The sequence below is a fragment of the Spirosoma koreense genome (genome assembly GCF_054777875.1).
Genome location: NZ_BAAHAC010000022.1, coordinates 82,226 through 108,631, shown reverse-complemented (window position 1 = coordinate 108,631; position 26,406 = coordinate 82,226). Strand labels below are relative to the sequence as shown.

21 protein-coding genes are annotated in these 26,406 nt (G+C 51.4%); 14 read left to right on the top strand and 7 right to left on the bottom strand.

Annotated features, from left to right (window positions below; genetic code table 11):
- Positions 1-20 precede the first annotated feature (20 nt).
- The 6 genes from ACYVC2_RS14040 to ACYVC2_RS14015 all read right to left on the bottom strand — a co-directional run bounded on the left by ACYVC2_RS14040 (position 21) and on the right by ACYVC2_RS14015 (position 4,839).
- The gene (locus ACYVC2_RS14040) at positions 21-794 is read right to left on the bottom strand and encodes a PASTA domain-containing protein (RefSeq protein WP_461103073.1); all 774 of its coding nucleotides are present in this window, start codon (positions 792-794) and stop codon (positions 21-23) included.
- A 110-nt stretch (positions 795-904) separates the two neighbouring features.
- Entirely contained in the window at positions 905-1,513 is a 609-nt protein-coding gene (locus tag ACYVC2_RS14035; RefSeq protein ID WP_461103072.1) for a riboflavin synthase, read from the bottom strand.
- Positions 1,514-1,551: 38 nt separating this feature from the next.
- Positions 1,552-2,316, bottom strand: coding sequence for a class I SAM-dependent DNA methyltransferase (locus ACYVC2_RS14030; RefSeq protein WP_461103071.1), 765 nt, complete (start codon positions 2,314-2,316; stop codon positions 1,552-1,554).
- A gap of 53 nt (positions 2,317-2,369) precedes the next feature.
- Complete coding sequence (locus ACYVC2_RS14025) at positions 2,370-3,290, bottom strand: glycosyltransferase family 2 protein (RefSeq protein ID WP_461103069.1); 921 nt, start codon at positions 3,288-3,290, stop codon at positions 2,370-2,372.
- Positions 3,291-3,346: 56 nt separating this feature from the next.
- A complete protein-coding gene (locus tag ACYVC2_RS14020) occupies positions 3,347-4,438 on the bottom strand; it encodes a DegT/DnrJ/EryC1/StrS family aminotransferase (RefSeq protein WP_461103068.1) in 1,092 nt (363 codons plus the stop codon).
- Entirely contained in the window at positions 4,435-4,839 is a 405-nt protein-coding gene (locus tag ACYVC2_RS14015) for a sugar 3,4-ketoisomerase (RefSeq protein WP_461103067.1), read from the bottom strand. The genes ACYVC2_RS14020 and ACYVC2_RS14015 overlap by 4 nt, the downstream gene beginning before the upstream one ends.
- 270 nt (positions 4,840-5,109) lie before the next feature.
- On the opposite strand from ACYVC2_RS14015, the gene ACYVC2_RS14010 reads away from it, so the two are divergent.
- The 7 genes from ACYVC2_RS14010 to ACYVC2_RS13980 all read left to right on the top strand — a co-directional run bounded on the left by ACYVC2_RS14010 (position 5,110) and on the right by ACYVC2_RS13980 (position 13,654).
- Positions 5,110-5,745, top strand: a complete 636-nt coding sequence (locus ACYVC2_RS14010; protein ID WP_461103065.1) for a DUF1684 domain-containing protein — start codon at positions 5,110-5,112, stop codon at positions 5,743-5,745.
- Between the two features lie 93 nt (positions 5,746-5,838).
- Positions 5,839-8,271: a phenylalanine--tRNA ligase subunit beta gene (pheT, locus tag ACYVC2_RS14005; protein WP_461103064.1), complete on the top strand. Its 2,433-nt coding sequence runs from the start codon at positions 5,839-5,841 to the stop codon at positions 8,269-8,271.
- A gap of 48 nt (positions 8,272-8,319) precedes the next feature.
- On the top strand, positions 8,320-8,658 hold the full coding sequence (locus ACYVC2_RS14000) for a hypothetical protein (protein ID WP_461103063.1): 339 nt from the start codon (positions 8,320-8,322) through the stop codon (positions 8,656-8,658).
- Between the two features lie 48 nt (positions 8,659-8,706).
- On the top strand, positions 8,707-8,994 hold the full coding sequence (locus ACYVC2_RS13995) for a cell division protein ZapA (RefSeq protein WP_461103061.1): 288 nt from the start codon (positions 8,707-8,709) through the stop codon (positions 8,992-8,994).
- 101 nt (positions 8,995-9,095) lie between these two features.
- Positions 9,096-10,706 carry a ribonuclease Y gene (gene rny / locus ACYVC2_RS13990; RefSeq protein WP_461103060.1) on the top strand — a complete coding sequence of 537 codons (1,611 nt, stop codon included), beginning with the start codon at positions 9,096-9,098 and terminating at the stop codon, positions 10,704-10,706.
- Positions 10,707-10,942: 236 nt separating this feature from the next.
- Positions 10,943-11,596, top strand: coding sequence for a DUF4230 domain-containing protein (locus ACYVC2_RS13985; protein ID WP_461103059.1), 654 nt, complete (start codon positions 10,943-10,945; stop codon positions 11,594-11,596).
- A gap of 69 nt (positions 11,597-11,665) precedes the next feature.
- Positions 11,666-13,654 carry a M1 family aminopeptidase gene (locus ACYVC2_RS13980; protein ID WP_461103057.1) on the top strand — a complete coding sequence of 663 codons (1,989 nt, stop codon included), beginning with the start codon at positions 11,666-11,668 and terminating at the stop codon, positions 13,652-13,654.
- A gap of 13 nt (positions 13,655-13,667) precedes the next feature.
- Here the strand turns inward: ACYVC2_RS13980 and ACYVC2_RS13975 are convergent, their stop codons facing one another.
- Positions 13,668-15,326, bottom strand: coding sequence for an NFACT RNA binding domain-containing protein (locus ACYVC2_RS13975; RefSeq protein WP_461103056.1), 1,659 nt, complete (start codon positions 15,324-15,326; stop codon positions 13,668-13,670).
- Positions 15,327-15,616: 290 nt separating this feature from the next.
- On the opposite strand from ACYVC2_RS13975, the gene ACYVC2_RS13970 reads away from it, so the two are divergent.
- The 7 genes from ACYVC2_RS13970 to ACYVC2_RS13940 all read left to right on the top strand — a co-directional run bounded on the left by ACYVC2_RS13970 (position 15,617) and on the right by ACYVC2_RS13940 (position 26,377).
- A complete protein-coding gene (locus ACYVC2_RS13970) occupies positions 15,617-18,910 on the top strand; it encodes a SusC/RagA family TonB-linked outer membrane protein (protein ID WP_461103055.1) in 3,294 nt (1,097 codons plus the stop codon).
- 93 nt (positions 18,911-19,003) lie between these two features.
- Positions 19,004-20,764, top strand: coding sequence for a RagB/SusD family nutrient uptake outer membrane protein (locus tag ACYVC2_RS13965; protein ID WP_461103054.1), 1,761 nt, complete (start codon positions 19,004-19,006; stop codon positions 20,762-20,764).
- A gap of 120 nt (positions 20,765-20,884) precedes the next feature.
- Positions 20,885-21,145: a hypothetical protein gene (locus ACYVC2_RS13960; RefSeq protein ID WP_461103053.1), complete on the top strand. Its 261-nt coding sequence runs from the start codon at positions 20,885-20,887 to the stop codon at positions 21,143-21,145.
- 91 nt (positions 21,146-21,236) lie between these two features.
- Positions 21,237-22,442, top strand: a complete 1,206-nt coding sequence (locus tag ACYVC2_RS13955) for an AGE family epimerase/isomerase (protein ID WP_461103052.1) — start codon at positions 21,237-21,239, stop codon at positions 22,440-22,442.
- A 21-nt stretch (positions 22,443-22,463) separates the two neighbouring features.
- A complete protein-coding gene (locus ACYVC2_RS13950) occupies positions 22,464-23,003 on the top strand; it encodes a hypothetical protein (RefSeq protein ID WP_461103050.1) in 540 nt (179 codons plus the stop codon).
- A 170-nt stretch (positions 23,004-23,173) separates the two neighbouring features.
- Positions 23,174-25,606, top strand: coding sequence for an endonuclease MutS2 (locus ACYVC2_RS13945; protein ID WP_461103049.1), 2,433 nt, complete (start codon positions 23,174-23,176; stop codon positions 25,604-25,606).
- A 108-nt stretch (positions 25,607-25,714) separates the two neighbouring features.
- On the top strand, positions 25,715-26,377 hold the full coding sequence (locus tag ACYVC2_RS13940) for an HAD family hydrolase (RefSeq protein ID WP_461103048.1): 663 nt from the start codon (positions 25,715-25,717) through the stop codon (positions 26,375-26,377).
- The last annotated feature ends 29 nt before the right edge of the window (positions 26,378-26,406 follow it).

Below are 26,406 nucleotides of genomic sequence, written 5' to 3'. Positions count from 1 at the left end.
GGATAGCGTGCCGAAAACGATTACTGATCAGGTTCAATTGGCCCCACAACCCACAAATCCATGGTTTCGCCAACCCGAATACGTTCGCCGGAACGAGCCTCGGGGTGTTGCCGAACCACAGTGCCCACTTCTTTCTCAGGATCGGTGACGGAAATTTTTGTGCCCACCTTCAGGTTAGATCCGCGAATGGCGGCTTCGGCTTCATCCAGGGCCAGCCCAACAACATTCGGAACTTCAAACAGCGTAGTGCCTAACCCATCGCCAATTTCGAGATCGATTTTTGCGCCTTTGGGTATGGTAGTTCCCGGCGCAATTTCCTTCCCGTTATATAACTGATGAATAACGGCGTTTTTGGCCACATCGGGCACGTACGTCCGTGTGCCAATCTCCAGGCCCAGCGAGATAAGATTCAGTTCGGCACTCCGGGAGGTGAGATTGACCAGTTGTGGCATGGCCACCAACGGCGGCATGCGCCGAATAACCGTCACATAGATTTTACGCCCTTCCTTTACTTTCGAGTTGGCCCTTGGGTATTGCTGGTAAACCGTTAGCGGCTGATGGCCCGCCACATAGGTACAGTCGATTTCGTAGCGTAGATTCCGGTCTTCCAGTAAGTTCTGCATTTCATCCAGACTCAGTTTCTCCAGGTCGGGCACGGTAATGGTCTGGCCGTGGTTGGTCGTAAAGGGCAGATAAACAAAGAAAAACGCCAGGAATAAGGCCGCCAGCAAGGCCAGGATAATGCCAATTTGAATCAGCAGGTCAGAAAGGGAGCGGGTGCTGATTTTAGTCATTCGTTCGCAATAAATTCATCAGAATCTGTGTGGGCATTCACTCGTCCGGATCCTATGCGTATAGGACACTTCCCGGCATCGATCGGGTAAAATTAGTGGTTTGCGGACGGCTACCGATAAGCTGCCAGCATTTTTTTGATATACTTACCCAGAATATCGAACTCCAGATTAACTACATCGCCCGCTTTCAGGCTGCGAAAATTCGTGTGTTCGTAGGTGTACGGAATGATCGTTACCCGAAAGCTGTCCGGCTGCGAATTAAAAACGGTTAAACTCACACCATTGATACAAATCGACCCTTTTTCTACGGTTATATTCTGACTTTCGGGATTTCCGTCCGGCTCAACGGCATACTGAAAATCGAACAGCCAGCTGCCGTTCATATCCTGAACGTTGGTACAGATACCAGTCTGGTCGACATGCCCCTGTACGATATGCCCGTCGAACCGACCGGTAGCGGGCATACACCGTTCGAGGTTGACCGTATGGCCGACCTGCAGTTGCCCCAGATTCGTTTTTTTGAGAGTTTCATCGACGGCAGTAACGGTATAACTCCCATCTGCAACGCTGGTAACGGTCAGGCATACACCGTTATGGCTGACGCTCTGGTCAATTTTCAGTTCGGGAGCCATAGACGACTCAATGCTGAAGGTCAGGTTAGTGCCTTCAGCTGTAATAGCGGCCACGTGGCCTGTGTGTTCAATGATACCGGTAAACATGGTAGTCAATAGGGGTTAATTGATCGTGGTTAGTAAGCCTAACGCCCATCGACTACCATAAACAGCGAACTGCCAAAGGGGGTTCGGCGCAGAATTTTTTGTTCGGCCGTAACGATGCGATAGAGGGTTTCATTGAGCCAGTCGGCAGGCAGATACACATCCGACTGAGCCTCTTCGGGCTTTCTCCAGCCGAATTTCAACTGCAAACGCTGCCACTGACGTATACCAAGGATCAGGGGAGACAATAGAAAACTCCAATAAGTTGCCTGAATGATCTGCAAGCGGGCAGGGGGCATGAGCCGTTCGAAATCGGCTAACACGAACCGGCGAATGATCCCGACGGCAATATCGTGCTGCCCCTGAAATACATCGAACGCATTGTTGTTACTCAGTAAAATTCCGGCTGGTTTCAGTCGGTGGGCCAGCGCCGACAGCAGCAAAGGCAGATCGGTATCGGTAAAATAACAGAACACGTCGTTGCAAATTATTGCATCGTACTGAACGGCGGGTTCGAACGTAGCCAGGTCCTTTAAATTGAGGTATGTGACCGGAAGACGGCGCTCCTGACAGAACGATACCGCATCGGTCGAACCGTCCAGCCCGCGTAGGTTGGTATACTCCCGACGACGCAGGTAGTCCAGCATGCCGCCCGTACCGCAGCCCGCATCCAGGATGCTGATATCCCGTCGGTTACCGAAGTGCTTCCGCAGGGCGATCTCGACCCGTTCGTGCAAATGGCGATACCACCACAATTGCCCTTCCAGCCGAAACATTTTTTCGTATTCTTCCGACAGACCGATCATAGGTAGTTGGTGGTGGTCAGTAGGTAGCGATCAGCGGATTGACGAGCCACTACCTACTGACCACTAGACACTCTTTTTTCTACATACGGCGGTAAGCCGCTGTAGGCCATGAATAATTTACCAAGGTATTCGCCCAAGACCCCCAAAAACAGGAGTTGCACTGCCAGGCCCATGCCGATAGCCCAGAGTACGATACCCCATCCAGGAACCCGGAAAACCCCACTCAGCCAACCCGCCAACAGGAGAAATCCGCTCAACAAACTCAGGCTAAATAAAACTGCCCCAAATACCGTAAAAAGCCGTATTGGCCAGAGCGAATAGCCAACAAATACATTGACAAACAGAGCGATAAGCTTGCCAACCGTATAGCTCGAACGCCCGTCGGCACGCGCTGCGTGCGGCACGGTCACGCTACCTACGTTACGGGTAACTCGAAAAATAAGCCCGTCGATATAAGGATATGGACCGCGATAGCGAACGATTTCATCGACAACGTCGCGTCGAATAAGCTTGAAGCTTGATAAGTAAAGATCACGCGGTTTACCAATCGAATAGGTCGTCAGCATATTGACCAGCCAGCTGCCCAGATTACGAAACCAGTGGTGCTGCTTCTGCGCATAGCGGCTGTAAACTACCTCGAACCGCCCGGCTTCTGCCGTCTCGACAAGGGTAAGAATGGCTTCCGGTGGATTCTGGAAATCGTCGTCGATGATCGCCACGTAGTCACCGCGGGCATAATTTAACCCGCACAGCACCGCATTGAACTCACCGAAATTCCGACGAAGCGAAATAAACCGCACATTTGGATAGCTAGCTTCCAGTTGCTCGCAAACCTGCTCCGACCGATCAGCGCTGCCATCATTCACCAACACCACTTCAAACGACAGACCGGCCAGACAAGTCTGTAAACGCTCGATCAGTGGGCCTATGGTTCGCTCGCTGTTATAGACCGGAATAACGACAGATAGATTCATGCAGGAGGAAGATTCAGTGAAAACGGAGAAGCACCGCTCTCAGCGAATGACTTGAGTTAGTCAGGCATTACATTAATCGTCTCAACAATATGTGTTACTTCTTCATCTGTCAGAGCCGGATTGAGCGGCAGGCTAACCACTTCTTGGTGCAGTTGCTCCGCAATCGGAAACGACAGTTCTGCCATTGATGCATACGCTTTCTGACGGTGGGGTGGAATCGGATAATGCACATCGGTTCCGATACCGCGCTCACGGAGGTAACTCCTGAAAGCATCTCGCCGGGGATGCCGAACCACAAATAAGTGCCATACGTCCTGTTCCAACTGATCCGAAGGCGGCAAATGCACAACTGGATGGTGAATTTCCGTTAAATAACGCCGGGCGATCGTGCGTCTGCGACTATTATCAGTGTTGAGCGCTGGTAACTTAGCGGATAGAATCGCAGCCTGCATTTCATCCAGTCGGCTATTATGGCCCAGGTACTCATTCACGTATTTCTGACTGGAACCGTAATTGCGCAAGGCTCGTAACTGCTCTGCCAGTGCATCGTCGTTTGTCGTAATAGCGCCGGCATCGCCCAGGGCGCCCAGGTTTTTGCTGGGATAAAAGCTCCAGCCAGCGGCATCGCCCAGATTACCGGCCCGCCTGCTTTTATACTGAGCCCCATGCGCCTGGGCGGCATCTTCAAGCACGCGCAAGCCATACCGTTGCGCCAGCTCATCGATAGGGTCCATCTCGCAACACCGCCCGTACAGATGAACGGGCAGAATAGCCTTCGTCCGGGCCGTAATGGCCCCCTCTATGTTTGCAGGAGCAAGCAGGTACGTTTGTGGATCGGGTTCGACCAGAACGGGTGTCAGGTTGGCGTGGCTGATGCTCAGTACCGATGCGATATAGGCATTTGCCGCGACGATCACCTCGCTGCCCGCCGGAAAATCCCAGGCTTTCAGCACAAGCGTGAGCGCATCAAGGCCATTGCCAACACCGATGCAGTGTTTAGTCTGGCAGAACGTAGCAAACTGTTTTTCGAAAGCCTCGACTTCACGACCCAGAATGTACCATCCCGACGCCAGTACCCGGTCGATTGCCTGCTGAAGCGTTACCGCGTATGGGTCATTGATGCGTTTCAGATCCAGAAAAGGAATCATGCCGACGCAACCATTACTGACGCTTCAGACTGTTTCGGCGGATAAGGCTCATAGATATAATCGTCTTTATCGTAAAGCTCATTCGAAACGACCAGTAGGATGGCGTCCTCCGAAAAATCGTCCATAGTATGCCAGTCTTCGGGTTGCAAGACGAGGCATTGGCGTGGATTAGTCAGTTGGAACGTAGTTTCCTCGACGCCGTTGTTGCTATAGACGCGGCAACTGCCGTTCAGACATATCAGAGCATTCCAGGCTTTATGATGGCGGTGACCCGCACGTGTCCCCTTCCCCGCTTCATAAATATAAAAAACGCGCTGAATGACCCCAGGAATAATATGCTCGAAGACCGTCAGATTCCCAGTGTTAGAAGTAAAGGTTTTTAGTTCGTAAAGTTGGGCCATTCGCAATTTGAAGTTAACTGTTTTGCAGAGACGGTTTTTTTTACCCTTAAATTTATTAAAATCCGTTAAAAGTCAGCAGTGTATCCGCCTAAAAACGAACAGACTTAATACTAAACTAACACAATAGTCGGGTAAAAACACTTTTCTGGCCAGCGAGTGAAGTCGTTGGCTCCAACCAACCGACGCTTTGCCTTTTGCGTATACTTTCTTATCATTGATCCTTCTTTCAGAAAGGCGGATAATTGCCTGGTCAACCTGCCTGTTTCAGTCATGATCAAGAATAAATTTTTTCTGACGGGCCTGTTTCTACTGGCGCTGATCGTATTGTATTACACCTTCTTCGACGGCAACAATATCACCTCAGCCGGTGGCCTGGACGAATCCATTTCGCCGGAAACCTATCGCCAGCAATTGGATGCAGACCGGAAACAGAAAAATAATTATTTACAGACGGATGCCAGTTCGCCCATCCTGGATAAAAAAAGGTTTAGAGGGCTGAACTATTACCAGCCTGATCCGGCATACCGGGTGGTAGCCCGCCTGGAGCCATTTGCCGATAAGACCCAGAAACTCGTGGTCCGGATGAGCGATGGCAGCGAAGAAGTATATGATAAGTTTGCGCACGCGGTTTTCAGCCTGAATGGACAGGCCTGCCGCTTGTTGGTCGTGAAACAGCAGAATACCTATTCCATTTTATTTCGCGATGCTACGTCTGGCAAGGAAACGTATGGTGGGGGCCGCTACATCGAACTCGATCCAAAAAAGCTGACCGACAATCATGCTGTCGTGGATTTCAACACGGCCTATAATCCATACTGTGCGTATAATCCAACCTATGCCTGCCCCATCCCACCCGCCGAAAATACCCTTCCGGTGGCGGTAAAGGCCGGCGAACGCTACCATTAGGTCAGTAAAAATCAAGGCGAAGCATTTGCGTTTGTCGTCCTTACTTTCCGGCTTTCTGCCTACCTTTGCACCATTTATTTGCCAGGACGCCGTATGGAAGTTTCCTATAAATGGTTACAGGAGTTTATTGATTTACCCGAGTTGCCCGAAGAAGTCGGCAAGATTCTGACCTCTACCGGGCTGGAAGTAGAAGGAGTTGAAAAAATTGAGGCCATTCCCGGTGGGCTGGAAGGTGTAGTTATCGGCGAAGTGCTGACCTGCACCAAACACCCCGACGCCGATAAATTAAGCCTGACCACAGTGGACGTCGGTACCGACCAGCCACTTTCTATTGTTTGCGGAGCGCCCAATGTGGCCGCTGGGCAAAAGGTTGTCGTAGCGCTGGTAGGCGCTACCCTGCACCCCAGCTCGGGGGAGCCCTTTCAGATCAAGAAAGCTAAGATTCGGGGAGCGGCCTCGGAAGGGATGATTTGCGCCGAAGACGAAATTGGACTGGGAACATCGCATGCCGGGATTATGATCCTGGACACCCAACTGCCCAACGGAACCCCAGCCGCCCGCTATTTCAACCTCGAAGCCGACTACCAGATTGCCATTGGCTTAACCCCGAACCGGATCGACGCAGCTTCGCATTTCGGCACCGCCCGCGATCTGAAAGCTGCGCTCAAGCGTCCGCTGCGGCTGCCATCGGTTGATGCATTTGCGGTACACAGCACCGACCTTACCCTGGACGTCCGGGTTGAAGCGACTGAAGCGTGCCCCCGCTACACGGGCCTGACAATTAGCGGGCTGACCGTTGGCGAGTCGCCCGACTGGCTGAAACAGCGGCTGCTGAGCATCGGTCTGAAACCGATCAACAACGTTGTCGACATCACCAATTTTGTTTGCCATGATCTGGGCCAGCCGCTGCACGCATTCGATGCCGATAAAATCGCCGGCGGACAGGTCCTCGTGAAAACTCTGCCGGAAGGAACGCCCTTCACTACCCTGGATGGTGTCGAGCGCAGGCTTACCGCAACCGATCTGATGATCTGCGACGCCGAAAAACCAATGTGCATCGCGGGGGTGTTCGGCGGCCAGTATTCGGGTGTATCGGCCACAACGACCCGCATTTTTCTGGAATCGGCTTATTTCTCAGCGACCTCCGTTCGAAAAACGGCACAGCATCATGGACTGAAGACCGACGCTTCGTTCCGATTCGAGCGGGGTACCGATCCCAACATGCCTCTGTTTGCCCTGAAACGAGCCGCTCTACTCCTTGGGGAAGTTGCCGGGGGGATAGTTAGTTCAGATGTTACCGATATTTACCCAGTCCCTGTCGAGCCGTTCCGGGTGCCTATGCGTTACCGCAACATCGATCGGCTGATCGGTATTCAGATTGACCACGCAGAAATTCAGCGAATTCTGGCGTCGCTAGACATTCAGGTTGAGCCAGCTTCGGACGATCATGACTTCATAGCGATTGTCCCTCCCTATCGGGTAGACGTAACCCGCGAGGCCGACGTCATTGAAGAGATTCTACGGATTTATGGGCTGGATAACGTACCACTGTCGGTTACGCTTACCGCCGACTCGTTGTCGGAGTTTCCAAAAACCGATCCCGACCAGTGGCAAAGTCGCGTGGGGCAGCTTATGGCGGCCAATGGCTTCTACGAAATTCTAACCCTGTCGCTGACGCGACCGGCTTATCACGACGCCATCCGCCCGACACTACCCGGAGAAGACGTAGTCCTGCTGAACCCGCTCAGCGAAGAGCTATCGGTGATGCGACAGTCATTGCTCTTCTCGGCCCTCGAAACGTTGGTTTATAACACAAACCGTCGGCAGAAAGAGCTAAAATTCTTTGAGTTCGGTAAAGTTTATCATAAAGTAAAACTTGAAGATGGGTCAACCCGCTATACGGAACGCATGCGATTAAGTCTGGCAATGGTCGGTAATCAGGAAGCTGAAAGCTGGCTTCAGAAAGGCCGGTCGGTGGCTTACCATGACCTGGCTACAGCGGTTCAGCGCATTCTGAATCTGTTCCGGATCAAATCGTTCGATACACAACCTGCCGACACTACCCTGTTTCAATACGGGCTGACCTACCTCGTCAATAAAAAACCGCTGGTAAGCTTAGGCTTGATTCAGCCCCGACTGGCGAAAGTAGTCGACCTGAAGCAACCGGTTTTTTACGCCGACTTCGATTGGCAGGCGCTTCTGAAACTGGCGACAGGCAAAACCCGTTACGAAGAAGTTTCGCGCTTTCCGGAAGTCAGACGCGATCTCTCACTGGTACTCGACAAGCGTATTACATTCGAGCAGATCAATCGGCTGGCCCGTCAGACAGAACGGAAGTTATTACGAACGATCAACGTGTTCGACGTTTACGAAGGCGAGAATCTGGGGAATGATAAAAAAGCGTATTCGGTCAGCTTTATGCTGCAGGATTCGGCTCAGACACTTACCGACGTTACCATTGACAAAACCATGCAGCGGCTTATGGCAGCTTTCGAGCAGGAGCTGGGCGCTGTAATCCGAAAATAAACCCCCGATGTGTAGGTACGCAAAGGAGTAATTCACTGATTAACGACTGTGGTTAGCGAACATCAGATTATTGCCTTACTTGAGCGGCTTGAATACAAAATCAAGCAGCTTAAAAGCGTATACGATGCGGCACAAAACCGGGTGAAGGTGCTGGAGAAAGCCAACACGACCTTACGGACCCGGCTTCAAAAAAAACAAGCGGCCTATAACGAACTTCGGGAAAAACATGTTAATTCGGAAAAAAGTACACCAATCTCGAAAGATGTTGGTATAATTGTAAAAGACAACCCGTCTGATACAGATACGAATGCCGATTTAAAACAACAACTCGACGAGTACATCCGGGAACTAGAACGGTGTATTGCTCACTTGAGTAGTTTGTCATAAACCTAAATGGGTGCCGGAGCTTAGGCTTTACTGGTGCCAACTGCAGCTATGGAAGAACTGCTGATTCGCGTAAAAATTGCTGACCGACACTACAAAATGTTTGTAGAGCCGGACGCTGAAGCATTGGTGCGCGATGTTGCCAGGCAGATTCAGGACCAAATAAAACAATACCGGGGAGAAGGCTTTAAAGATACGCGGGATGCCCTGGCGATGGTGGCCTTCGACTGTTTGATCAATCGGATCAAAGGCGAACAACAAATGCAGCGATTACAACAATTGGTATTTGACAAAATCACTCAGTTAGACCAGGCCACTACGCCGGTCGTTACAACGTAACCAACCGGCGGGCAGGGCCCGTATATTCTCGAGTTTGCGTTCAGGCACTCGTATCGCGACAGGTTGATGGTTTATTTGTTCAACCCTAACGATATAGTCCAATGGACATTCCAGTTTGGTTAGCGATTCTGACAACCCTTGTGGGCGGTGGAATCGGCATACTAATTGGCCGGCAGATGATGGCCGGCGTTCGTGCAAAGCACGAAAAAGAAGCGGAAGAAAAAGCCGCTGCTATTTTAAAAAATGCGGAACTCCAGGCCGAAACGATCAAGAAAGACCGGATGCTGGAGGCCAAAGAAAAATACCTGAAGTTAAAAGCTGAGTTTGAAGAAACGACCAACCAGAAACGAAATCTACTTCTCCAGAACGAAGGTAAACTCAAGCAGCGCGAACAGCAACTGAATCAGCAGGCCGATCAGCAGCGCACTCGCGAAAATGAACTCAATCAGCTCCGTAACGAGATTGGCCAGCAGAAAAACAGCCTCAACCAACAGATCGATGCGCTCAACAAACGGCGTGAAGATGTTGACCGGCGGCAGCAGGAAGCCGATCGGATGATGGCCGACCAGGTGGCGCAGCTCGAAAAGATTGCCGGTCTTTCCGCCGATCAGGCCCGCGAACAGCTCATTGAAAACCTTAAGGCCGAAGCCGAAACACGCGCATCCTCCTATATTAAAAACATCGTCGAAGAAGCCAAACTGACGGCTACCAAAGAAGCCAAAAAGGTGGTGATCGAAACCATTCAGCGTACGGCAACCGAGCACGCGATCGAGAACTGCGTGTCGGTCTTCAACATCGAATCTGACGACGTCAAAGGGAAAGTCATTGGCCGGGAAGGGCGCAACATCCGCGCGCTGGAAGCCGCTACCGGAGTCGAAATTATCGTCGATGACACGCCCGAAGCCATTATCATTTCGGGTTTCGACCCGGTCCGGCGCGAAATTGCCCGGCTGTCGTTGCACCGGCTCGTGCAGGACGGCCGTATCCACCCGGCCCGAATCGAGGAGATTGTTGCCAAAACCCGGAAAAATATCGAAGACGAGATCGTCGAGATCGGCGAGCGTACGGTTATCGACCTGGGCATTCACGGCCTTCACCCCGAACTGATCAAAATGGTTGGTCGGATGCGTTTTCGTTCGAGTTATGGGCAGAACCTGCTCCAGCACTCGCGCGAAGTGGCGAAGCTCTGCGCCACGATGGCGGCTGAACTGGGGCTGAATGCCAAACTGGCCAAGCGGGCGGGTCTGCTCCACGACATTGGCAAAGTATGGCCCGAAGAAGCCGAGCTTCCCCATGCTATTCTGGGCATGGAACTGGCCAAAAAATATAAAGAGAACCCCGAAGTCATCAACGCTATCGGCGCTCACCACGATGAAATTGAAATGACCAGTATGATCTCGCCCATCGTACAGGTTTGTGACGCGGTGTCAGGGTCGCGGCCGGGGGCCCGACGCGAGATGATGGAATCGTATATCAAGCGGCTGAAAGACCTCGAAGAACTGGCAGGAAGCTTTCCGGGTGTCACCAAGTGTTACGCTATCCAGGCCGGCCGTGAACTACGGATTATGGTCGATGCGGACCATGTTTCCGACGAGCGGGCCGGTGTACTTTCTTACGAGATTTCACAGAAGATCGAGAAAGAAATGCAATACCCCGGTCAAATCAAAGTGACTGTGATTCGGGAGATGCGGGCCGTCGCTTACGCAAAATAAGTCGAATAGATTCTTTGAGCAGAAGCGCGATGTTAACCAACATCGCGCTTCTTTTATGGAAGCCGCTGGTAAACAGGTAAAGGTGATCAACGGTTCGTCTATAAAATGATCTGTGTATGGAACACGGCGGCCTGATAAAAACTACCTCGCTACCCGGTGTTACTCTGCTTCGTTTTTCGGGTCAATAAAAGCAGTGGATATCACTTTGTGGACTCAAACAGCCTAATGCACTCCCTATGGATTTTTTGACAATTACCTTGTTATTACTGGTCGGTGCGGGTGGCGGGGTGGCATTGGCCAATGCTTTACGCCAGCGAACCGGCATAACCGAAGTTCGGCAGGATTCGGTATTGTTGCTGGAGCGGATCGAGAAAGTCTTCAAGGTAGTGATGGCCGAAGGTTATTTCTCAGAGATTTACAATTACCAGGATCAGAAAAAAATTCTGTATGTTCTGAATGACCCGAAAAAAGCGATGGTCATTGCCAAGTCGAAGGTATTGGTCGGTTTCGACTTCGCTAAAGTCCGCTTCCGGATTCCGGCCGACGGGGAGAAAAAGCTGGTCATCGAAGCTTTTCCGCAACCAGAGGTCTTATCGATCGATACCGACTATAAGTTTTATGACATTCAGGCCGGTATTTTAAATCACTTCAGCGGAGCAGACTATACTCAAATTCTGGATGAAGCAAAGCAGGCCATGAACGAGCGGGCGTTGCAGAGTGATTTGCCCAAAATCGCCAACAACCAGATTCAGTATATGATGTACCAGCTGGCCAGTTCGATGGGGTGGCAGCTCCAACTGCCCGAAGCCGAACAACGCCAGTTGGAAGCCCTGAAAGAGCAGGCCGAAAACCAAACGAATGGACGCCCCGCTTTGCCCTCCGGTGAATAACTTTTCCATTATTCAGCCGTTTGATTTTACGATAGCGATCGAAACCGTACTGTAGGCAACTTCCCTAAAATGCGCTTCCTGCTTTTTCTGTTTTGTTTTCCACTGCTGGTTCAGGCCCAGGTGGAACCCGCTGGCGGGCAGTTCTGTCAGTTGGCCAAAATGCGCTATTTCGAGCGGCTGGCCGCCAACCCCAAAGCCAGGGTAGCCTACCCTGGCGACGCATCGATCGATGTGACTTATTACGGACTCGATCTGCAGATCACCTATTTACCCAACTATCTGCAAGCAGCCGCAACCATTTCGCTCATAAGCACTACGGCGAATCTGAGTAGCTTTTTTCTGGATCTGACTTCAACCACCGCTACTGCTGGCGAAGGACTGCGGGTAGATTCGGTAAAAGTGGGCAATCAGCCCCTTCGCTTTCGGCACGAACAAAACCGGCTGACGATTACCCCCGCACAGCCGTTAACCCAGGGCCAGGCACTGACACTAACCGTCTTTTACCAGGGCGTTCCTTCCAGCCGCGACCTGGGTAGCTTTCGGTTTAGCCGACACGAGAATACGACAGACCCAGCCATCTGGACCCTGAGCGAACCCTACGGGGCGCCTGACTGGTTTCCGTGCCGGGACACTCCGGCTGACAAAGCTGATTCATCGTCGGTACGCATTACGGCATCCGCTCAGTTTGTTTCAGTCTCCAACGGCAGGCTTGTCCGTATAACGACCAATCCAGATGGTACCCGAACGTATTTCTGGAAGAACAGCTATCCGATTGCTCAGTATTTAATTTCGATAGCTCTCTCGAACTATGCTCAGTACGATACACCTTTCTATTACGGCAATCAGACCCTGCCAGTAACGCACTACATTTATCCCGAAGTGTTACCCACAGTACGGGCCAGTCTGGATGAGACCCCAAAAATGCTTCAGTTGTTTACGGATCGCTTCGGTCCCTACCCATTTCTTCGGGAAAAATACGGGCACGCTCAGTTTGGCCAGGGCAACGGCGGTATGGAACACCAAACAATCAGTTCGATGGAAGCGGCTGCCCTGTCGCCAACGGTGATTGCTCATGAACTGGCGCACCAATGGTTCGGTGATAAAATCACTTGCCGCGACTGGAAAAATATCTGGCTGAACGAAGGATTCGCTTCCTACGCCGAAGCTCTTTACGCCGAATCGGTCCGCCCCCCCACAGGTTACCAGCAGGCCATCATCAGTTTCATGGCCGGCGCCCGCAATGCCCGTGGTTCTATCTACGTGCAGGACATTAGCAACTTCAATAGCATCTTCAGTTATAGCCGCACTTACGCTAAAGGTGCGGTGGTACTCCACATGCTTCGCGGTATTGTCGGTGACAGTACGTTTTTCCGAATCCTGCGCACCTACGTGGCTTCCCCGGCGCTAGCCTACCGGACCGCAGCAACCGACGATTTTCAGACGGTAACCCAACAGGTATCAGGTCAGAACCTGGATTATTTTTTCAGGCAGTGGATTTACGGCGAAGGGTATCCAACCTATCGTGTCACGGTAACGGCCGCAACCTCCCCAACAACCGTCACGGTACGTCTGCAACAGCGCAATACGACCGCCACGGCTCCTGCTTCGTTTACTATGCCTGTCCAGATTCGGGTGCAGTCGGTAGTAGGCGATACAACTGTGACGGTGTTGAATGACCAGCCGGATCAATCCTTTACGCTTCCGAGCCGGGGACCCGTATCGGATGTGGTAATCGACCCCAATAACTGGATTTTAAAAGCCATTGAACCAGCGGTCGTGTTAGCTCTCCAGCCGGAGCCGACCCTGGATGCGCTTCGTGTATACCCTAACCCAACCGCTGAAACCCTGACAGTCGATTTTACGCTATCCAGAACCACAACCGTTGCCCTGTCGCTGATCAACGTTCTCGGCCAGCGAGTTCGAACGGTTAGCGAAACGAATCTCGTGCCAGGCTCCCATAGCAGGCTATTGACCGTACACGGATTGGCTGCGGGGCGTTATATCCTAACCATCGAAACACCGGATGGTCAGCAGAGCCGGGCCGTAGTGTTGCGATAAGAATAACAACCGGTTATTCGCCTTTGGGAACGACCAGCACGACATCTTCTTTATCGACCAACACTTGCCCTTCAGCCAGCCCTTTCGGTTTTCGAACGTATTTTTTGGGGGTTACTGTCACTGAGCACAAGCTGTCGTGCCGACGTTTTGAGTACCAAGCAGCCAGTTCGGCGGCTCGCTCAATGACATTCCTGGGAAAAGATTTACCGGCCTGGTATTTTATTACCACATGTGACCCTGAAACATCACGCGCATGGAGCCAGAGATCGTCTTTATAAGCGTATTTCTGCGTCAGCAGATCGTTGTTTTTGGCGTTCCGCCCAATCAGAATTCGAAACGAATCGACGATTACTTCTTTAAACATCGGTCCTGCCTCTCCTGCTTTGCCCGAGTTCGTATCCTGAAGCAGGCTGTGCTGTTTCACATACCGGCGTAGTTCTTTCAGCGTCTGAATCGTCTCGATATCCGCTTTATGTTGAAGAAGGCGGACCCGCTCTGCATCACGGGCTTCGATCTGGTCGGCTAAATACTGTTCTTCGATTTTTTCGTTTTTGGCTTTTCGGTAAAAGTTCTCGGCGTTCTTCTGGGGACTAAGATCAGGCTTGAGTTTCAACGTGATAGGCTGATCACGATAGAAATCGTATAGCGTTAACCGTTCGGGCGATTTCAGGCTAAGGCTCTGCGGAATGTCGTGCAGGTTAGCCATCAGTATATGGCCTATCTCCTCGTTACTAGCTCCTTCCTCTCTGGAAATAAGTCGTTGCATAGACGCTTCTACCTGCATTTCGGCTCGTTTTCGCCGTTTCTCGAGCAGCCGTAACAAATCGGCCTTTTCATGCTCGAAGGTACTGAGCCCATTGTAGCTGGTATAAAAGCGATTAGCCGCTTCCATCGGCTCGTCGATCTCCCGCTGGATTTCGCCGACGGGAAGTAAGCTAAGCGTTGGCTTGTGCGACAGCCGGGTCAAATAATAACGCGGCTGTTCCAGTTGTCGTAGCGTTTCCTGAATGACAGCCCATTTTTCCGGGCCGTCGATTGCTTTAGTGGCGCTGAACTGCTCGTCAAGCCATCCATTCACCAGTTTACCGAAGGTTGGAAACAATTTTCGGTAATCAGAACCGGCCCGCTCAAACGCTTCATACGACTGATCGATCGGCCGATCGAATGCATTGAATAAAAGCTCTTTGTCGGTTAATAATTGCTGGTTAAATACATCGATAACCTGGTTACCCTGGAAGGCCAGAAGGTTTGGACGATTTCCGAAAAATTTGAACAATAACGAGAAATCATCTTCCAGCAGGATCGCCAGACAGCGTTCGTTCAGGAAAGAGCGAACCCCTACCACGGCCCGCTCCTCGCCCGCCATGCCAACGACCGATTGGAACAAGTCGACACTGTTGTTTCGCGCCCGCTGGACAGTCGTTGGGAAGAGCAATCCGGAGAAGTCGGGCTTAAGCGTTGCCTTAATAAAGAAGGGCCGGTAATAATTGGTTTTTCCCCTTGCCTGCGCAAATATAAGCACAACTTCATCCCGATCCTGGCTGTAACATTCCATAAATCGAAGCCTGGAACTGGCCGAATCCGTATAGCTTTCAGGGGGGGTATTCTTACTTACCAAAGCCGACTGAAGGGCCGGTGCGAGCTGCCGTAAGAAGTAATAATTCGTGTGCATGATGCCGTAAAAGTACGGTGGTAATTACTTAGGCCATAAAGCTATTACTCATAAATTTAATCAAAAAAATACCAACAAAAAATATAATTAATTTTTGTTAAATTCTTATGCAATCGGTTTAACAAATTGATAATCAGAGATATTCCAACAAAAGACATATAATTTTCCTAATATTTAATGCGGTTTTAACCATGTAGATCTGTTTTTTTTATCATGATTTTACTTTGAAATATAATTTAACTAATCTAATATTGATGCGTTTTACCAATTTAAAAACCAACCTAATCTTCATGAAAGCATCGTTCTACAGGTATCTGCAGACTGCATTCCTGAGTACAGTACTATTGCTGTGGGGGCTAAACGCTTCAGCTCAGGACCGTCGGGTGACGGGTAAAATTACGGGTGCAGATGGTCCGGTTCCAGGGGCCAACGTCGTATTAAAAGGTACACAAACAGGTACTTCTTCGGATGCCAATGGTAACTTCGGCTTAAGCGTACGGGGCGACAACCCCGTTCTGGTTATTTCGGCCATCGGTTTCAAAACGCAGGAAATTACCGTCGGTAACCGTACATCCGTTGATGTAACGCTCGAAGACGACGCGACGGCCCTGAGTGAGGTCGTCGTAACGGGGTACTCTACCGAAAACCGTCGGGATGTAACGGGAGCCGTGTCGACCGTAAAACCAGCGCAGTTGAAAGTTGTTCCTTCGGCCAACGTCGAGCAGCAGTTGCAGGGTCGCGTAGCTGGGTTAACCGTCATTACGAATGGGCAGCCCGGTACGAGTAGCCAGATCCGCGTACGGGGCTTTGGCTCATTCGGTGGTAACCAGCCGCTGTATGTTGTGGACGGCGTACCGACGCAAAACATCCAGTACATTTCGCCTGATGATATCGAAACCACGACCGTCCTGAAAGATGCGGCTTCGGCTTCTATTTATGGAGCGCGGGCTGCTTCCGGGGTGATTGTCATCACGACGAAACACGGCCAGCGCCGTGCTCAGAAACTGAGCGTTAGCTACGATGGCCTGTACGGTGTAACCGATCCAGGTCATGGACCATCGGTTCTGAATCCGCAGGAGCAGGCTGACTGGACCTGGCAGGCCCGCAAAAATGACATCTTCCAGGCTGGCAAAACTGTTGGACCCGACAGCTTTACAGGTATCGCCAACGGTCAGTATGGATCGGGCCAAACCCCAGTTCTGCCCGATTATCTGCTGGTAGGCACCCGAACGGGTCTGACGGCTTCGCAGGTTGATCTGACCGCAGAAGCGAAAAACTATAACGTGAACCCGGCCAACGGCGCTATTTACAACGTTATTGCGGCTAACAAAGCAGGGACGGACTGGTACAAAGCTATTACCCGCGTAGCTCCGCTTACGCGCCATACCCTAGGCTTCTCGGGTGGTACAGACTACAGCCGCTTCTATGTCAGCTTAGGGATGCAAAACCAGGCCGGTATCGTTAACTACAACAACTTCTCGCGTTATACACTCCGGGCCAATACGGATTTCGACATTACCAAGAAACTGCGCTTTGGTGAAAACTTCCAGATTGCTTATATCCGCAACGTCGGTGTTCTTGGGGGCGTAGGTAGCCAGCTTGGTAACGGCACCAACAACAACTCAAGCTCGTCTTCCGACGAAAACGACGTGCTGTTAGCCTTCCGTATGGCTCCGATCATTCCAATTTATAACTCGTTCGGTGGGTATGCGGGTACGGCAGCCAAGGGCTTTAATAACCCAAGTAACCCGGTAGCTAACCGTCAGGCAGCCGCCAACAACGGTAACTTCAACATCTACGGTTTTGGTAATGCCTATCTCGAATACGATCTCATTCCGGCAGTAACGCTCCGGAGCAGCATCGGTGGCGTGTATTTTAGTAACTATTACAACAGCTACGGGCGGGTGCAATACGAAAACTCGGAGAACAACACGACCTATACCTACAGCGAAGGCGCTGGCTATGGGTTAGCCTGGACGTTTACCAACACGGCTACCTATAAGCAGAAGTTCGGCGTACATGACATCTTTGCACTGGGCGGTATCGAAGCCCTGAACACAGGTGCAGGACGGAACATTGCAGGCTCAGGTCAGAACCCTTTTACAACCGATCCAAACTACGTAACCATCGCAACGACCACGCCGGGTTCGACGCGTCAGGTCAATAGCTACAACGGATTAGGAAACAAATTCTATTCGCTGTTTGCGCAGGCTCGCTATACTTTCAACGATAAGTATATTGTGACGGGTGTTATTCGTCGGGACGGTTCATCGCAGTTTGCCGCCAGCAATCGCTACGGCGTATTCCCGGCTGTATCGGGTGCCTGGCGGATTTCGAGTGAGAACTTTATGAAGAACCTGCCCTGGATATCGGATCTGAAAATCCGCGGTGGTTACGGGATCATGGGTAACTCCAACTTCCTGGGCGCTACCAACCAGTATGGCTTGTATACGACCAGTGCGGCTAACGGCTACGACATCAGCGGTACAAACAACGCCGTTGCAGCTGGGTTCTTCCGCAGCCAGATTGGTAACGCAGCGGCCAAATGGGAAAGCAGCATTACCTCTAACATCGGGATCGACGGATCGTTCTTCAACAACAAGCTGGAGGTTGTGCTCGATTTCTGGAAGAAAGACACCAAAGACCTGCTATTCCAGCTTAGCCTGCCGGGCGTTGTCGGTGACCGTGCAACGGCTCCCTATACCAACGTTGCCCGTATGAACAACCAGGGTATCGACCTGTTGCTCTCTACCCGCGGCAACCTTGGCGGTAGTGGCCTGAGCTACGAAGTAACTGGTATCGGTAGCTACCTGCAGAACAAAATCGTAGCCCTGGACCCCAGCGTTCCGTATGTTACCGCTGGTGGTACCCGTTTGAGCACGAACGTTGTTCGTAACCAGCCTGGTCAGCCTCTTTCATCGTTCTTTGGCTATAAAGTAGTTAGTCTGTTTAACAGCCAGGCCGAAGTCGACGCTGCGGCTAAACAGGACGGTGCTGCTCCAGGTCGTTTCCGATATCAGGATACCGATGGCGATGGTAAGATTACCGATGCTGACCGGGTATTCCTGGGTAGCCCCATTCCGAAGTTTACGGGTAGCCTTACGCTGACACTGCGCTACAAAGGCTTCGACCTGTCGACGAACATCTACGGAACCTTTGGTAACAAGATTTTCAACAACCAACGCTGGTTTACGGACTTCTACCCGTCTTTCACGGGAGCTGCGGTCAGCGCTCGGGTGAAAGATTCGTGGCTGCCAACGCATACGAACACGACTATCCCCATTTTCGAAAGTGCGTCTAACTTCAGCACCAACACGCAGGCTAACTCGTACTACGTAGAAAACGGTTCGTATGGTCGGATGCAGTACCTAACCCTGGGTTATACGCTTCCCGCCACATTGTTGAACAAGGTCAACATGAGCCGTTTACGGTTATCGCTGACGGCTACAAACCTGTTCACGATTACGAAATACTCAGGTCTGGACCCAGCGGTTGGTGGTTCGGCTGATACCAACTTCGGTATCGATGTGGGTAACTACCCAATCACTCGTGCTTACAACGTTGGCTTAAGCTTTGGCTTCTAATTCATGTCGGCATTGAATCACCTGTCCGCTTCACTTGATCGGACAGGTGATTCAAGATCCAAAATCATCTAATTTCTCAGGCAAATTAGCACTATGAAAAATCCTATTATAAAGGGAACGGTAGCCACTCTGATGCTCTCAATGGTTACGTTCGCCTGTAATGACAAATTCCTGGAAGTCCCCGCAACGGCTGCCTTATTCAGCAGCCAGCTGACTTCCAAGGCAGGTATCGAAGCCCTGCTGATCGGTGCCTACTCCGAACTAAACGGTCGTGGTTATGATCAGGCTGCTTCTTCGCTCGACTGGACGCGCGGTAGTATTTCGGGAGGTGATGCCAACAAAGGGTCTAACTCGGGTGACTTTAACGCGCTGACGCCTTTCCAGAATTATCCGCAAATGATTGCTACCAATGGGGAGATCAATCAGAAATGGCGGGCACTGTATGAAGGAGTAAGCCGGACAAACGCGGTTCTCCGCGCGCTCCCAACGGCCGCGGCCGACGTAACCGCAGCCGATAAGCAGCGGATTTCGGGTGAAGCGCGGTTTCTGCGGGGCCACTATTACTTCCTGCTGAAACGGTTGTTCAACATGGTTCCGTACGTAGACGAGACAGTAGATTATCAGGCTGGTATCGATAAAGTGCCCAACAACGTTGACATCTGGCCAAAAATCGAAGCGGATTTCAAATATGCTCAGGACAACCTTCCTGCTACACAGGGGGCTGTTGGCCGGGCCAACAAGTGGGCAGCTACGGCTTATCTGGGTAAAACCTACCTATATCAGAAAAAGTATGCCGATGCAAAAACCCAGTTCGATCAGGTGATTGCCAGCGGTACAACCTCAAGCGGTACGAAGTATGCACTGGTAGATAACTACACGGATATTTTCAATGCGGCTAAGGAAACAAACTCCGAATCGATCTTCGCAGATCAGGCGGCAGCCAACGCGGGTAGCTCGGACAATGCAAACCCAAACCTGAACCTGAACTTCCCGTACAACACGGGTTCAAATGGTCCTGCAGGCTGCTGCGGCTTCTTCGCACCTAGCTTTGAGCTGGCTAACTCGTTCCGGGTCAATGCAAATGGCTTGCCGCTGCTCGATGGCTCTTACAACTCCGGATCGAATCAATTGAAAAACGATCAGGGCCTTGCTTCTGGTGATGCGTTTACGCCTGATGCGGGTCCGGTCGATCCTCGTCTGGACTGGTCGATAGGCCGTCGTGGCATTCCTTATCTGGACTGGGCAGTGCATCCAGGTCAGGACTGGATTCGTGACCAATCTTTCGCAGGTCCTTATTCGCCGAAGAAATTCGTTTTCTACAAGTCGCAGGATAAAACCCTGACCGATGGTAGCTCGTGGACGGATGGTTATTCGGCCATTAACTACAACTTCATCCGCTTCGCTGACGTGTTGCTGATGGCGGCTGAATGTGAAGTTGAAGTCGGTAGTCTGTCCAAAGCTCAGGACTACGTCAATATGGTTCGGAAGCGGGCTGCCAACTCGGCCTACTGGGTTAAAACGTCGGCTGGTGCCAATGCTGCCAACTACGTTATCAATACCTATACGACACCCTGGACCGATAAGGCAACGGCTACTGATGCCATTCGGTTCGAACGTAAACTGGAACTGTCGGGTGAAGGGCACCGTTTCTTCGACCTGGTTCGCTGGGGTGTAGCGGCTCCTGTGCTGAATGCCTTCCTGGCTTACGAAACACCGAAGCTGTCGGTAGGCTACAACAGCGCTAAATTCACCGCTGGCCGCGATGAATACCTACCCATTCCGCAAACGCAGATTGACTACCAGGCTACGGATGGAAGCGGTAAGAAAATCCTGACACAAAACCCGAATTATTAATTTTCGGTACACTTGATTGGTAGAAAAAAGACCTGCTCTGATACAGAGCAGGTCTTTTTTTATGAGCAAACAATATAAAGTCGGCAGCGTTTTACACTAACAACAAAACACAACAACGTTATGGCTAACCACAAAACCACAGACCAGCCGGGTTCGAAGGATTTACAGGCAAATCATGACCGAACCCGCAATCAGCAAGCCCACGATACGGGCAAGGATCGTCCGAACGGCGAGCGTGTAATGACCAATGCCAACAAGAGCAAGCAGGGCGAGGAAGATGACCATACGACACAGGGCATGAGCACTGAAGAACTTGCCGAAGAACGGGGTGGCCATGGGCACTCCGGGCATAGCAGCAGTCGGAATGGTAGCCGCAAATAAGAGTAGATTTTTCCGAATGATGAATTATGACTGATACATGACGAAGCGCACGGGCCTCCTGATTGATCATTTATAATTCATCATTCCGTTTATGGACCTCAACCAACTCCGGGCCGAGCTGCGGCAGGAACATAAAGACATACTGGCTTACTGGCAACGCTACGCACCCGACCCGGAGCATGGCGGTTTTTACGGCCGGGTCAACTACCAGAACGTTCCTGATCCAAAAGCCGACAAAGGCATCGTGCTGAACGCTCGTATCCTGTGGTCGTTTTCGGCAGCGCTCCGCCACACACAGCATGAAGATTACCGCCCCATCGCCGATCAGGCATTTCGATACATTCAAACGTATTTCATCGATCCGCAATATGGTGGCGTTTACTGGTCCGTCGAGGCAACAGGCCAGCCAAAATATCCGCTCAAGCACCTGTACGGCCAGGCTTTCGCACTCTATGGTCTGAGCGAATACGCGCTGATGACTCATTCCGCCCCTGCCCTAACCTTGGCTAAAGAACAATTTGGCCAGATGGTAAAGCATGCTTATGATCCGAAAAAAGGTGGATTCGTAGAGGCCCTCGCTCGCGACTGGTCGCCCGCAACGGATTACATCATCAGCAAATACGACAATCAGGAAAGCAAGACGATGAACACCCACCTCCACATTCTGGAGGCCTTCACGAGCTTATACCGAGTTTGGCCCGATCCATCTGTGGCTACACAAATGCGGGGTATGCTTCGTATGTTTCTGGACCACATCATCGATCCGAAAACCTATCGCATGAATCTCTTCATGGACAATGACTGGAAGGTTCGGCGGACAGCGATCTCGTACGGGCACGATATCGAAGCGTCGTGGCTTTTGCCCGAAGCCGCCGATGTGCTGGCAGCAAAGAACCCGACCGATAAATCCTTGCAGAAAACCGTTCGGGATGTAGCCATAAAGATGGCGCGAGCGGCCGCGACTGGCTTCGATCCCAGCGACGGCGGCATGAACTACGAGCTTGAACCCGACGGCCACTTAAACAGCGAACGCTCGTGGTGGGTGCTGGCCGAAGCCATGGTCGGTTTCATGAATGCGTATCAGTTGACCCACGAGAAACCATTTCTCGACAAAGCCGTCAGCAGTTGGGAGTTTATAAAAAAATACCTGCTCGATCTTAAAAATGGTGAGTGGTATAGTGGCGTTACGCTCGACCATAAGGTACTGGGCAACGACAAAATCAGCATGTGGAAATGCCCGTATCATAACAGTCGCTCCTGCCTGGAAATGCTCGAACGCCTGGAACATCTACGCTAACAATAACAACCGTATTCAGTCATGCTATACGTACTCTGGGCGCTCCTGAACCTCGGACTATTTCTTTTCTTTGTCAGCCTTTGCTTTCGGGCCACAAAATTCATTCGTGAAAACATTGGGCGTTTGGCGTCACTCGTTTTTGTGGTTGGCCTATTGGCTTTTGTCGGAAATTCGGGCAGAAACCGCACCACTGGCTATAATTCGACAAACTCAGTAAAGAAATGGGAATTCAACTCCAGACATAACGCCGTGGATACGACCCTGAAATTTGCGCCGGCTACAATCGATAAAACACTGTTGTCAGAGATCGATCTGGTGGTTTTGTACGGCCGGGAAAAAGCATCGGTAAGATGGGTACCTATCGAAGCGACGTCGACCAAAGCAGGTTTTGCCAGCGGTCATGTCTGGACACCAACTAGGATTATTGTCGACAGTAAGCCACAAACGGGTAAGTTTATGTATGCCGTTGACGGCTTGCTTGACTGGACACTACTCGGCGTCCCGATCTATACGGAATCGAAAACATATACCGGTTTCATCAATGTCAAGGTTCCTCAATAGCTTCCGCTTTATACAGTTGAAGAAACAATCTGCGGTCGCTTAGCTGAATACAGTAGGGCCACGAACCCACAACCCCTGCCATCTGTTATCTAATCAGATGATTTATGGCTAAAGGAATTACTATTTTCGTGGCAATCATAAATCAGCAATCACACATCACCCATTGCTGAATGCTTTACCCCAATACCTTAGAAAACAAATTAGGTTTTGATACAATCCGGGAGCGGCTCAAAGAAGCTTGTGTCAGTCCGCTGGGGCAGGACTATGTCGAGAAAATTCGCTTTACCGACAATGTCCAACTGATCGATAAACTCCTTCGGCAAACAACCGAATTCAAGCAGATCGTTCAGTACGAACCCGATTTTCCGAATAGTAATTACATCGATGTCCGGCCGCACCTCAACCGGGTCCGCGTAGAAGGGCTCGCCCTGACCGAGGCCGAGCTTTTCGATCTTAAACTGGCCTTACGGACCGTCCAGGAATGCCTGCGGTTTCTGGTTAAACGCGACGAGGATAAAAGCTTTCCGTTTCTGCGGGAATTGGCCGGTCCGGTGGCCGTCGAGAAAAAAGTGACCGAATCGCTGGAACGTGTCATCGACGACCGGGGCAACGTCCGCGACTCGGCTTCGCCCGAACTGGCCAGCATCCGCCGGCGGATCATCGGCGAACAGGCCAACCTGCGTAAACGGCTGGACAGCATTTTGCGCCAGGCCCGGCAGAATGGCTGGATTCCGGACGACCTGTCGCTGACCGTGCGGGGCGGTCGGCTCGTGATTCCGATAGCAGCCGAACACAAACGCAAAATCAAAGGCTTCATTCACGACGAGTCGCAAACAGGGCAGACGGTATTTATGGAGCCTGCCGAAGTTTTCGACGCTAACAACGAAATCCGGGAGCTGGAGTACGAAGAGCGCCGGGAAATTTACCGCATCCTGCTCGCGCTTACCGATCAGCTTCGACCGCATGTAGACGAGCTGAAAAGGGCCGTTAATTTTCTGGCGCAGATCGATTTTATCCGGGCTAAAGCCAAGCTTGCCATTCAGTTGAATGCCGACATGCCCAAGCTTCAGGAACGGCCTTTTGTCAACTGGATCAATGCCCGCCACCCACTGCTCTACCTGTCGTTCAGAAAGGCCAGTGCCTCGGGCGAGATGAAAACGGTGGTTCCGCTCAGCGTCCGACTCGACGAGAAAGCCCGTATTCTCATTATTTCGGGGCCGAATGCGGGTGGTAAGTCCGTTGCGCTGAAAACCATCGGCCTCTTGCAGTATATGCTGCAATGCGGGCTGCTGGTGCCGATGGACGACTACTCCGAAATGGGGGTGTTTCAGAATTTGTTCATCGATATTGGCGATGAGCAGTCGCTCGAAAATGACCTCAGCACGTATTCGTCGCACCTGACGGCCATGAAGCAGTTTCTGATCGGTGCCAACAAGCGAACGCTGTTTCTGATCGATGAATTTGGTACCGGAACCGAGCCGGGACTGGGGGGAGCGATTGCCGAATCCATTCTGGAAGACCTTAACAAGTCAGGCGCGTATGGCGTCGTGAATACGCACTATACCAATCTGAAAGTGATGGCCGACAAAACGGCGGGCCTGATCAACGGAGCCATGCGCTTCGACGGGGAACATCTCGAACCACTCTACCAGCTCGAAATTGGGCAACCGGGTTCGTCGTTTGCTTTCGAAATCGCGCAGAAAATTGGCCTGCCTAAAGGCGTTATCGACCGGGCGAAGGCAAAGCTGGGCAATCAACAGGTCAGCTTCGAAAAGTTGCTGAAAGAACTGGATATCGAAAAGCGGGTCTTTTCCGAAAAAAACATCGAAATAAGCATCAACCAGCGCAAGTTGGCTCAGCAGCTCGCCGAGTATACGGCGCTCAAAGACCGCCTGGACAACGAGCAGAAAAAGATTGTCAACGACGCCAGACAGAAAGCCAAAGCGCTGGTGCAGGAAGCCAATCAGCGAATCGAAAATACGATTCGGGAGATTAAAGAGCATAAAGCCGATCGCGAAATAACCAGGCAGGTTCGGCAGACGCTGGAGACCTTCGACCAAAAAGAGCTAAAACCTGAACCGCTCGTTGCCGAAACGTCCAGGCATACCGAAGAGGAGTTCGAGCAAGCAGGCGGGGCCATAATGGTGGGGAGCTATGTTCGCATCGCTGGCCAGAACGCCATTGGCGAGGTGATGTCCATACGCGGCAAAGACGCCGAAATCCGAATTGGGGATCTGAAATCGAACGTCAAATTGAACCGACTGGAAAAAGTTAGCCGGAAAACATTCAAAGAAGCGACGGACGTGCGCGACGATCGCCCCCGAACCCAGGGTCTGGACATGAACGAGAAAATGCAGAACTTCAGCTTCAACCTCGATATCCGCGGGAAACGGGGCGAAGAAGCCCTTGGCGAAGTGGATCGCTTTGTCGACGATGCGCTGATGCTGGGCTATCCGGAATTGCGAATCGTTCATGGCAAAGGCGACGGGATTCTGCGGACCCTCGTGCGGAACCACCTGCGAGGCTATAAACAAGTCGGCCGTATGGAAGACGAACACGCCGACCGCGGGGGGGCGGGCGTTACTATTGTAAAAATGAAATAATTGTCATTCGGTAGTCATTATAGTCATACGTTTTCATTGATTGTCAGGTTGGCTGATCATTGACGACACATGACAATAAATGACTACTACTGACTTACTTACAACCTCATGAAAGCAGTTATTTTTGATATGGACGGTGTGATTGTGGATACGAATCCGCACCACCATCTTGCCTGGCGCGATTATTACCAGCGCAACGGCAAAACCCTGAGCGACGAAGAATTCGTTCAGCATGTTTCCGGGAAGCACAACTCCGATATTGTGGCGCATCTGTTTGATGGTCAGCCGTTAACGGCGGATGAGGTAGTGCGGCTCAGTCATGAGAAAGAGGCTCTGTTCCGCGAGTTATATCGCCCGGTTATCAAGCCCGTTGCCGGTTTGGTCGACTTTTTGAAATTGCTGAAAGAAGCAGGCATTGCCACAGCCGTCGCCACGTCGGCTCCGGTCGAAAACCTCGATTTTGTCATCGACACCTTACAGCTTCGTGCTTACTTCGACGTGCTGTTGAATGAAAGCATGGTCAACCACCCGAAACCAGACCCGGAAATCTACCAGAAAGCCATGAACCTGCTCGGCTGCGAGCCGACCGAAAGCGTTATTTTTGAAGATTCGATGACGGGCATCCAGGCCGCCAAAGCGTCGGGTGCGTACGTGGTCGGTATGGCGACTACCCAGGCCCCTGATGAGTTAAGGCCCTTTGTCGATGATGTAGTCAGAGATTTTACGGAAATAACTCTCGACCGATTAAACCATTTCATTAAAGTTTTTTAACAAAATTAAACAACGGCAATCCGTAATTT

What these genes read in the sequence shown, in the direction of transcription:
- ACYVC2_RS13995 (WP_461103061.1), top strand. Translation starts at nt 8,707, where the DNA reads ATGGAAGAACTGCTGATTCGCGTAAAAATTGCTGACCGACACTACAAA.
- ACYVC2_RS13945 (WP_461103049.1), top strand. Translation starts at nt 23,174, where the DNA reads ATGCTTTACCCCAATACCTTAGAAAACAAATTAGGTTTTGATACAATC.
- ACYVC2_RS14025 (WP_461103069.1), bottom strand. Translation starts at nt 3,290, where the DNA reads ATGAATCTATCTGTCGTTATTCCGGTCTATAACAGCGAGCGAACCATA.
- ACYVC2_RS13950 (WP_461103050.1), top strand. Translation starts at nt 22,464, where the DNA reads ATGCTATACGTACTCTGGGCGCTCCTGAACCTCGGACTATTTCTTTTC.
- ACYVC2_RS13970 (WP_461103055.1), top strand. Translation starts at nt 15,617, where the DNA reads ATGAAAGCATCGTTCTACAGGTATCTGCAGACTGCATTCCTGAGTACA.
- pheT (WP_461103064.1), top strand. Translation starts at nt 5,839, where the DNA reads ATGGAAGTTTCCTATAAATGGTTACAGGAGTTTATTGATTTACCCGAG.
- ACYVC2_RS14040 (WP_461103073.1), bottom strand. Translation starts at nt 794, where the DNA reads ATGACTAAAATCAGCACCCGCTCCCTTTCTGACCTGCTGATTCAAATT.
- ACYVC2_RS13965 (WP_461103054.1), top strand. Translation starts at nt 19,004, where the DNA reads ATGAAAAATCCTATTATAAAGGGAACGGTAGCCACTCTGATGCTCTCA.
- ACYVC2_RS14030 (WP_461103071.1), bottom strand. Translation starts at nt 2,316, where the DNA reads ATGATCGGTCTGTCGGAAGAATACGAAAAAATGTTTCGGCTGGAAGGG.
- ACYVC2_RS14020 (WP_461103068.1), bottom strand. Translation starts at nt 4,438, where the DNA reads ATGATTCCTTTTCTGGATCTGAAACGCATCAATGACCCATACGCGGTA.
- ACYVC2_RS14035 (WP_461103072.1), bottom strand. Translation starts at nt 1,513, where the DNA reads ATGTTTACCGGTATCATTGAACACACAGGCCACGTGGCCGCTATTACA.
- ACYVC2_RS13980 (WP_461103057.1), top strand. Translation starts at nt 11,666, where the DNA reads ATGCGCTTCCTGCTTTTTCTGTTTTGTTTTCCACTGCTGGTTCAGGCC.
- ACYVC2_RS14010 (WP_461103065.1), top strand. Translation starts at nt 5,110, where the DNA reads ATGATCAAGAATAAATTTTTTCTGACGGGCCTGTTTCTACTGGCGCTG.
- ACYVC2_RS13940 (WP_461103048.1), top strand. Translation starts at nt 25,715, where the DNA reads ATGAAAGCAGTTATTTTTGATATGGACGGTGTGATTGTGGATACGAAT.
- ACYVC2_RS13985 (WP_461103059.1), top strand. Translation starts at nt 10,943, where the DNA reads ATGGATTTTTTGACAATTACCTTGTTATTACTGGTCGGTGCGGGTGGC.
- ACYVC2_RS13955 (WP_461103052.1), top strand. Translation starts at nt 21,237, where the DNA reads ATGGACCTCAACCAACTCCGGGCCGAGCTGCGGCAGGAACATAAAGAC.
- rny (WP_461103060.1), top strand. Translation starts at nt 9,096, where the DNA reads ATGGACATTCCAGTTTGGTTAGCGATTCTGACAACCCTTGTGGGCGGT.
- ACYVC2_RS14015 (WP_461103067.1), bottom strand. Translation starts at nt 4,839, where the DNA reads ATGGCCCAACTTTACGAACTAAAAACCTTTACTTCTAACACTGGGAAT.
- ACYVC2_RS13960 (WP_461103053.1), top strand. Translation starts at nt 20,885, where the DNA reads ATGGCTAACCACAAAACCACAGACCAGCCGGGTTCGAAGGATTTACAG.
- ACYVC2_RS13975 (WP_461103056.1), bottom strand. Translation starts at nt 15,326, where the DNA reads ATGCACACGAATTATTACTTCTTACGGCAGCTCGCACCGGCCCTTCAG.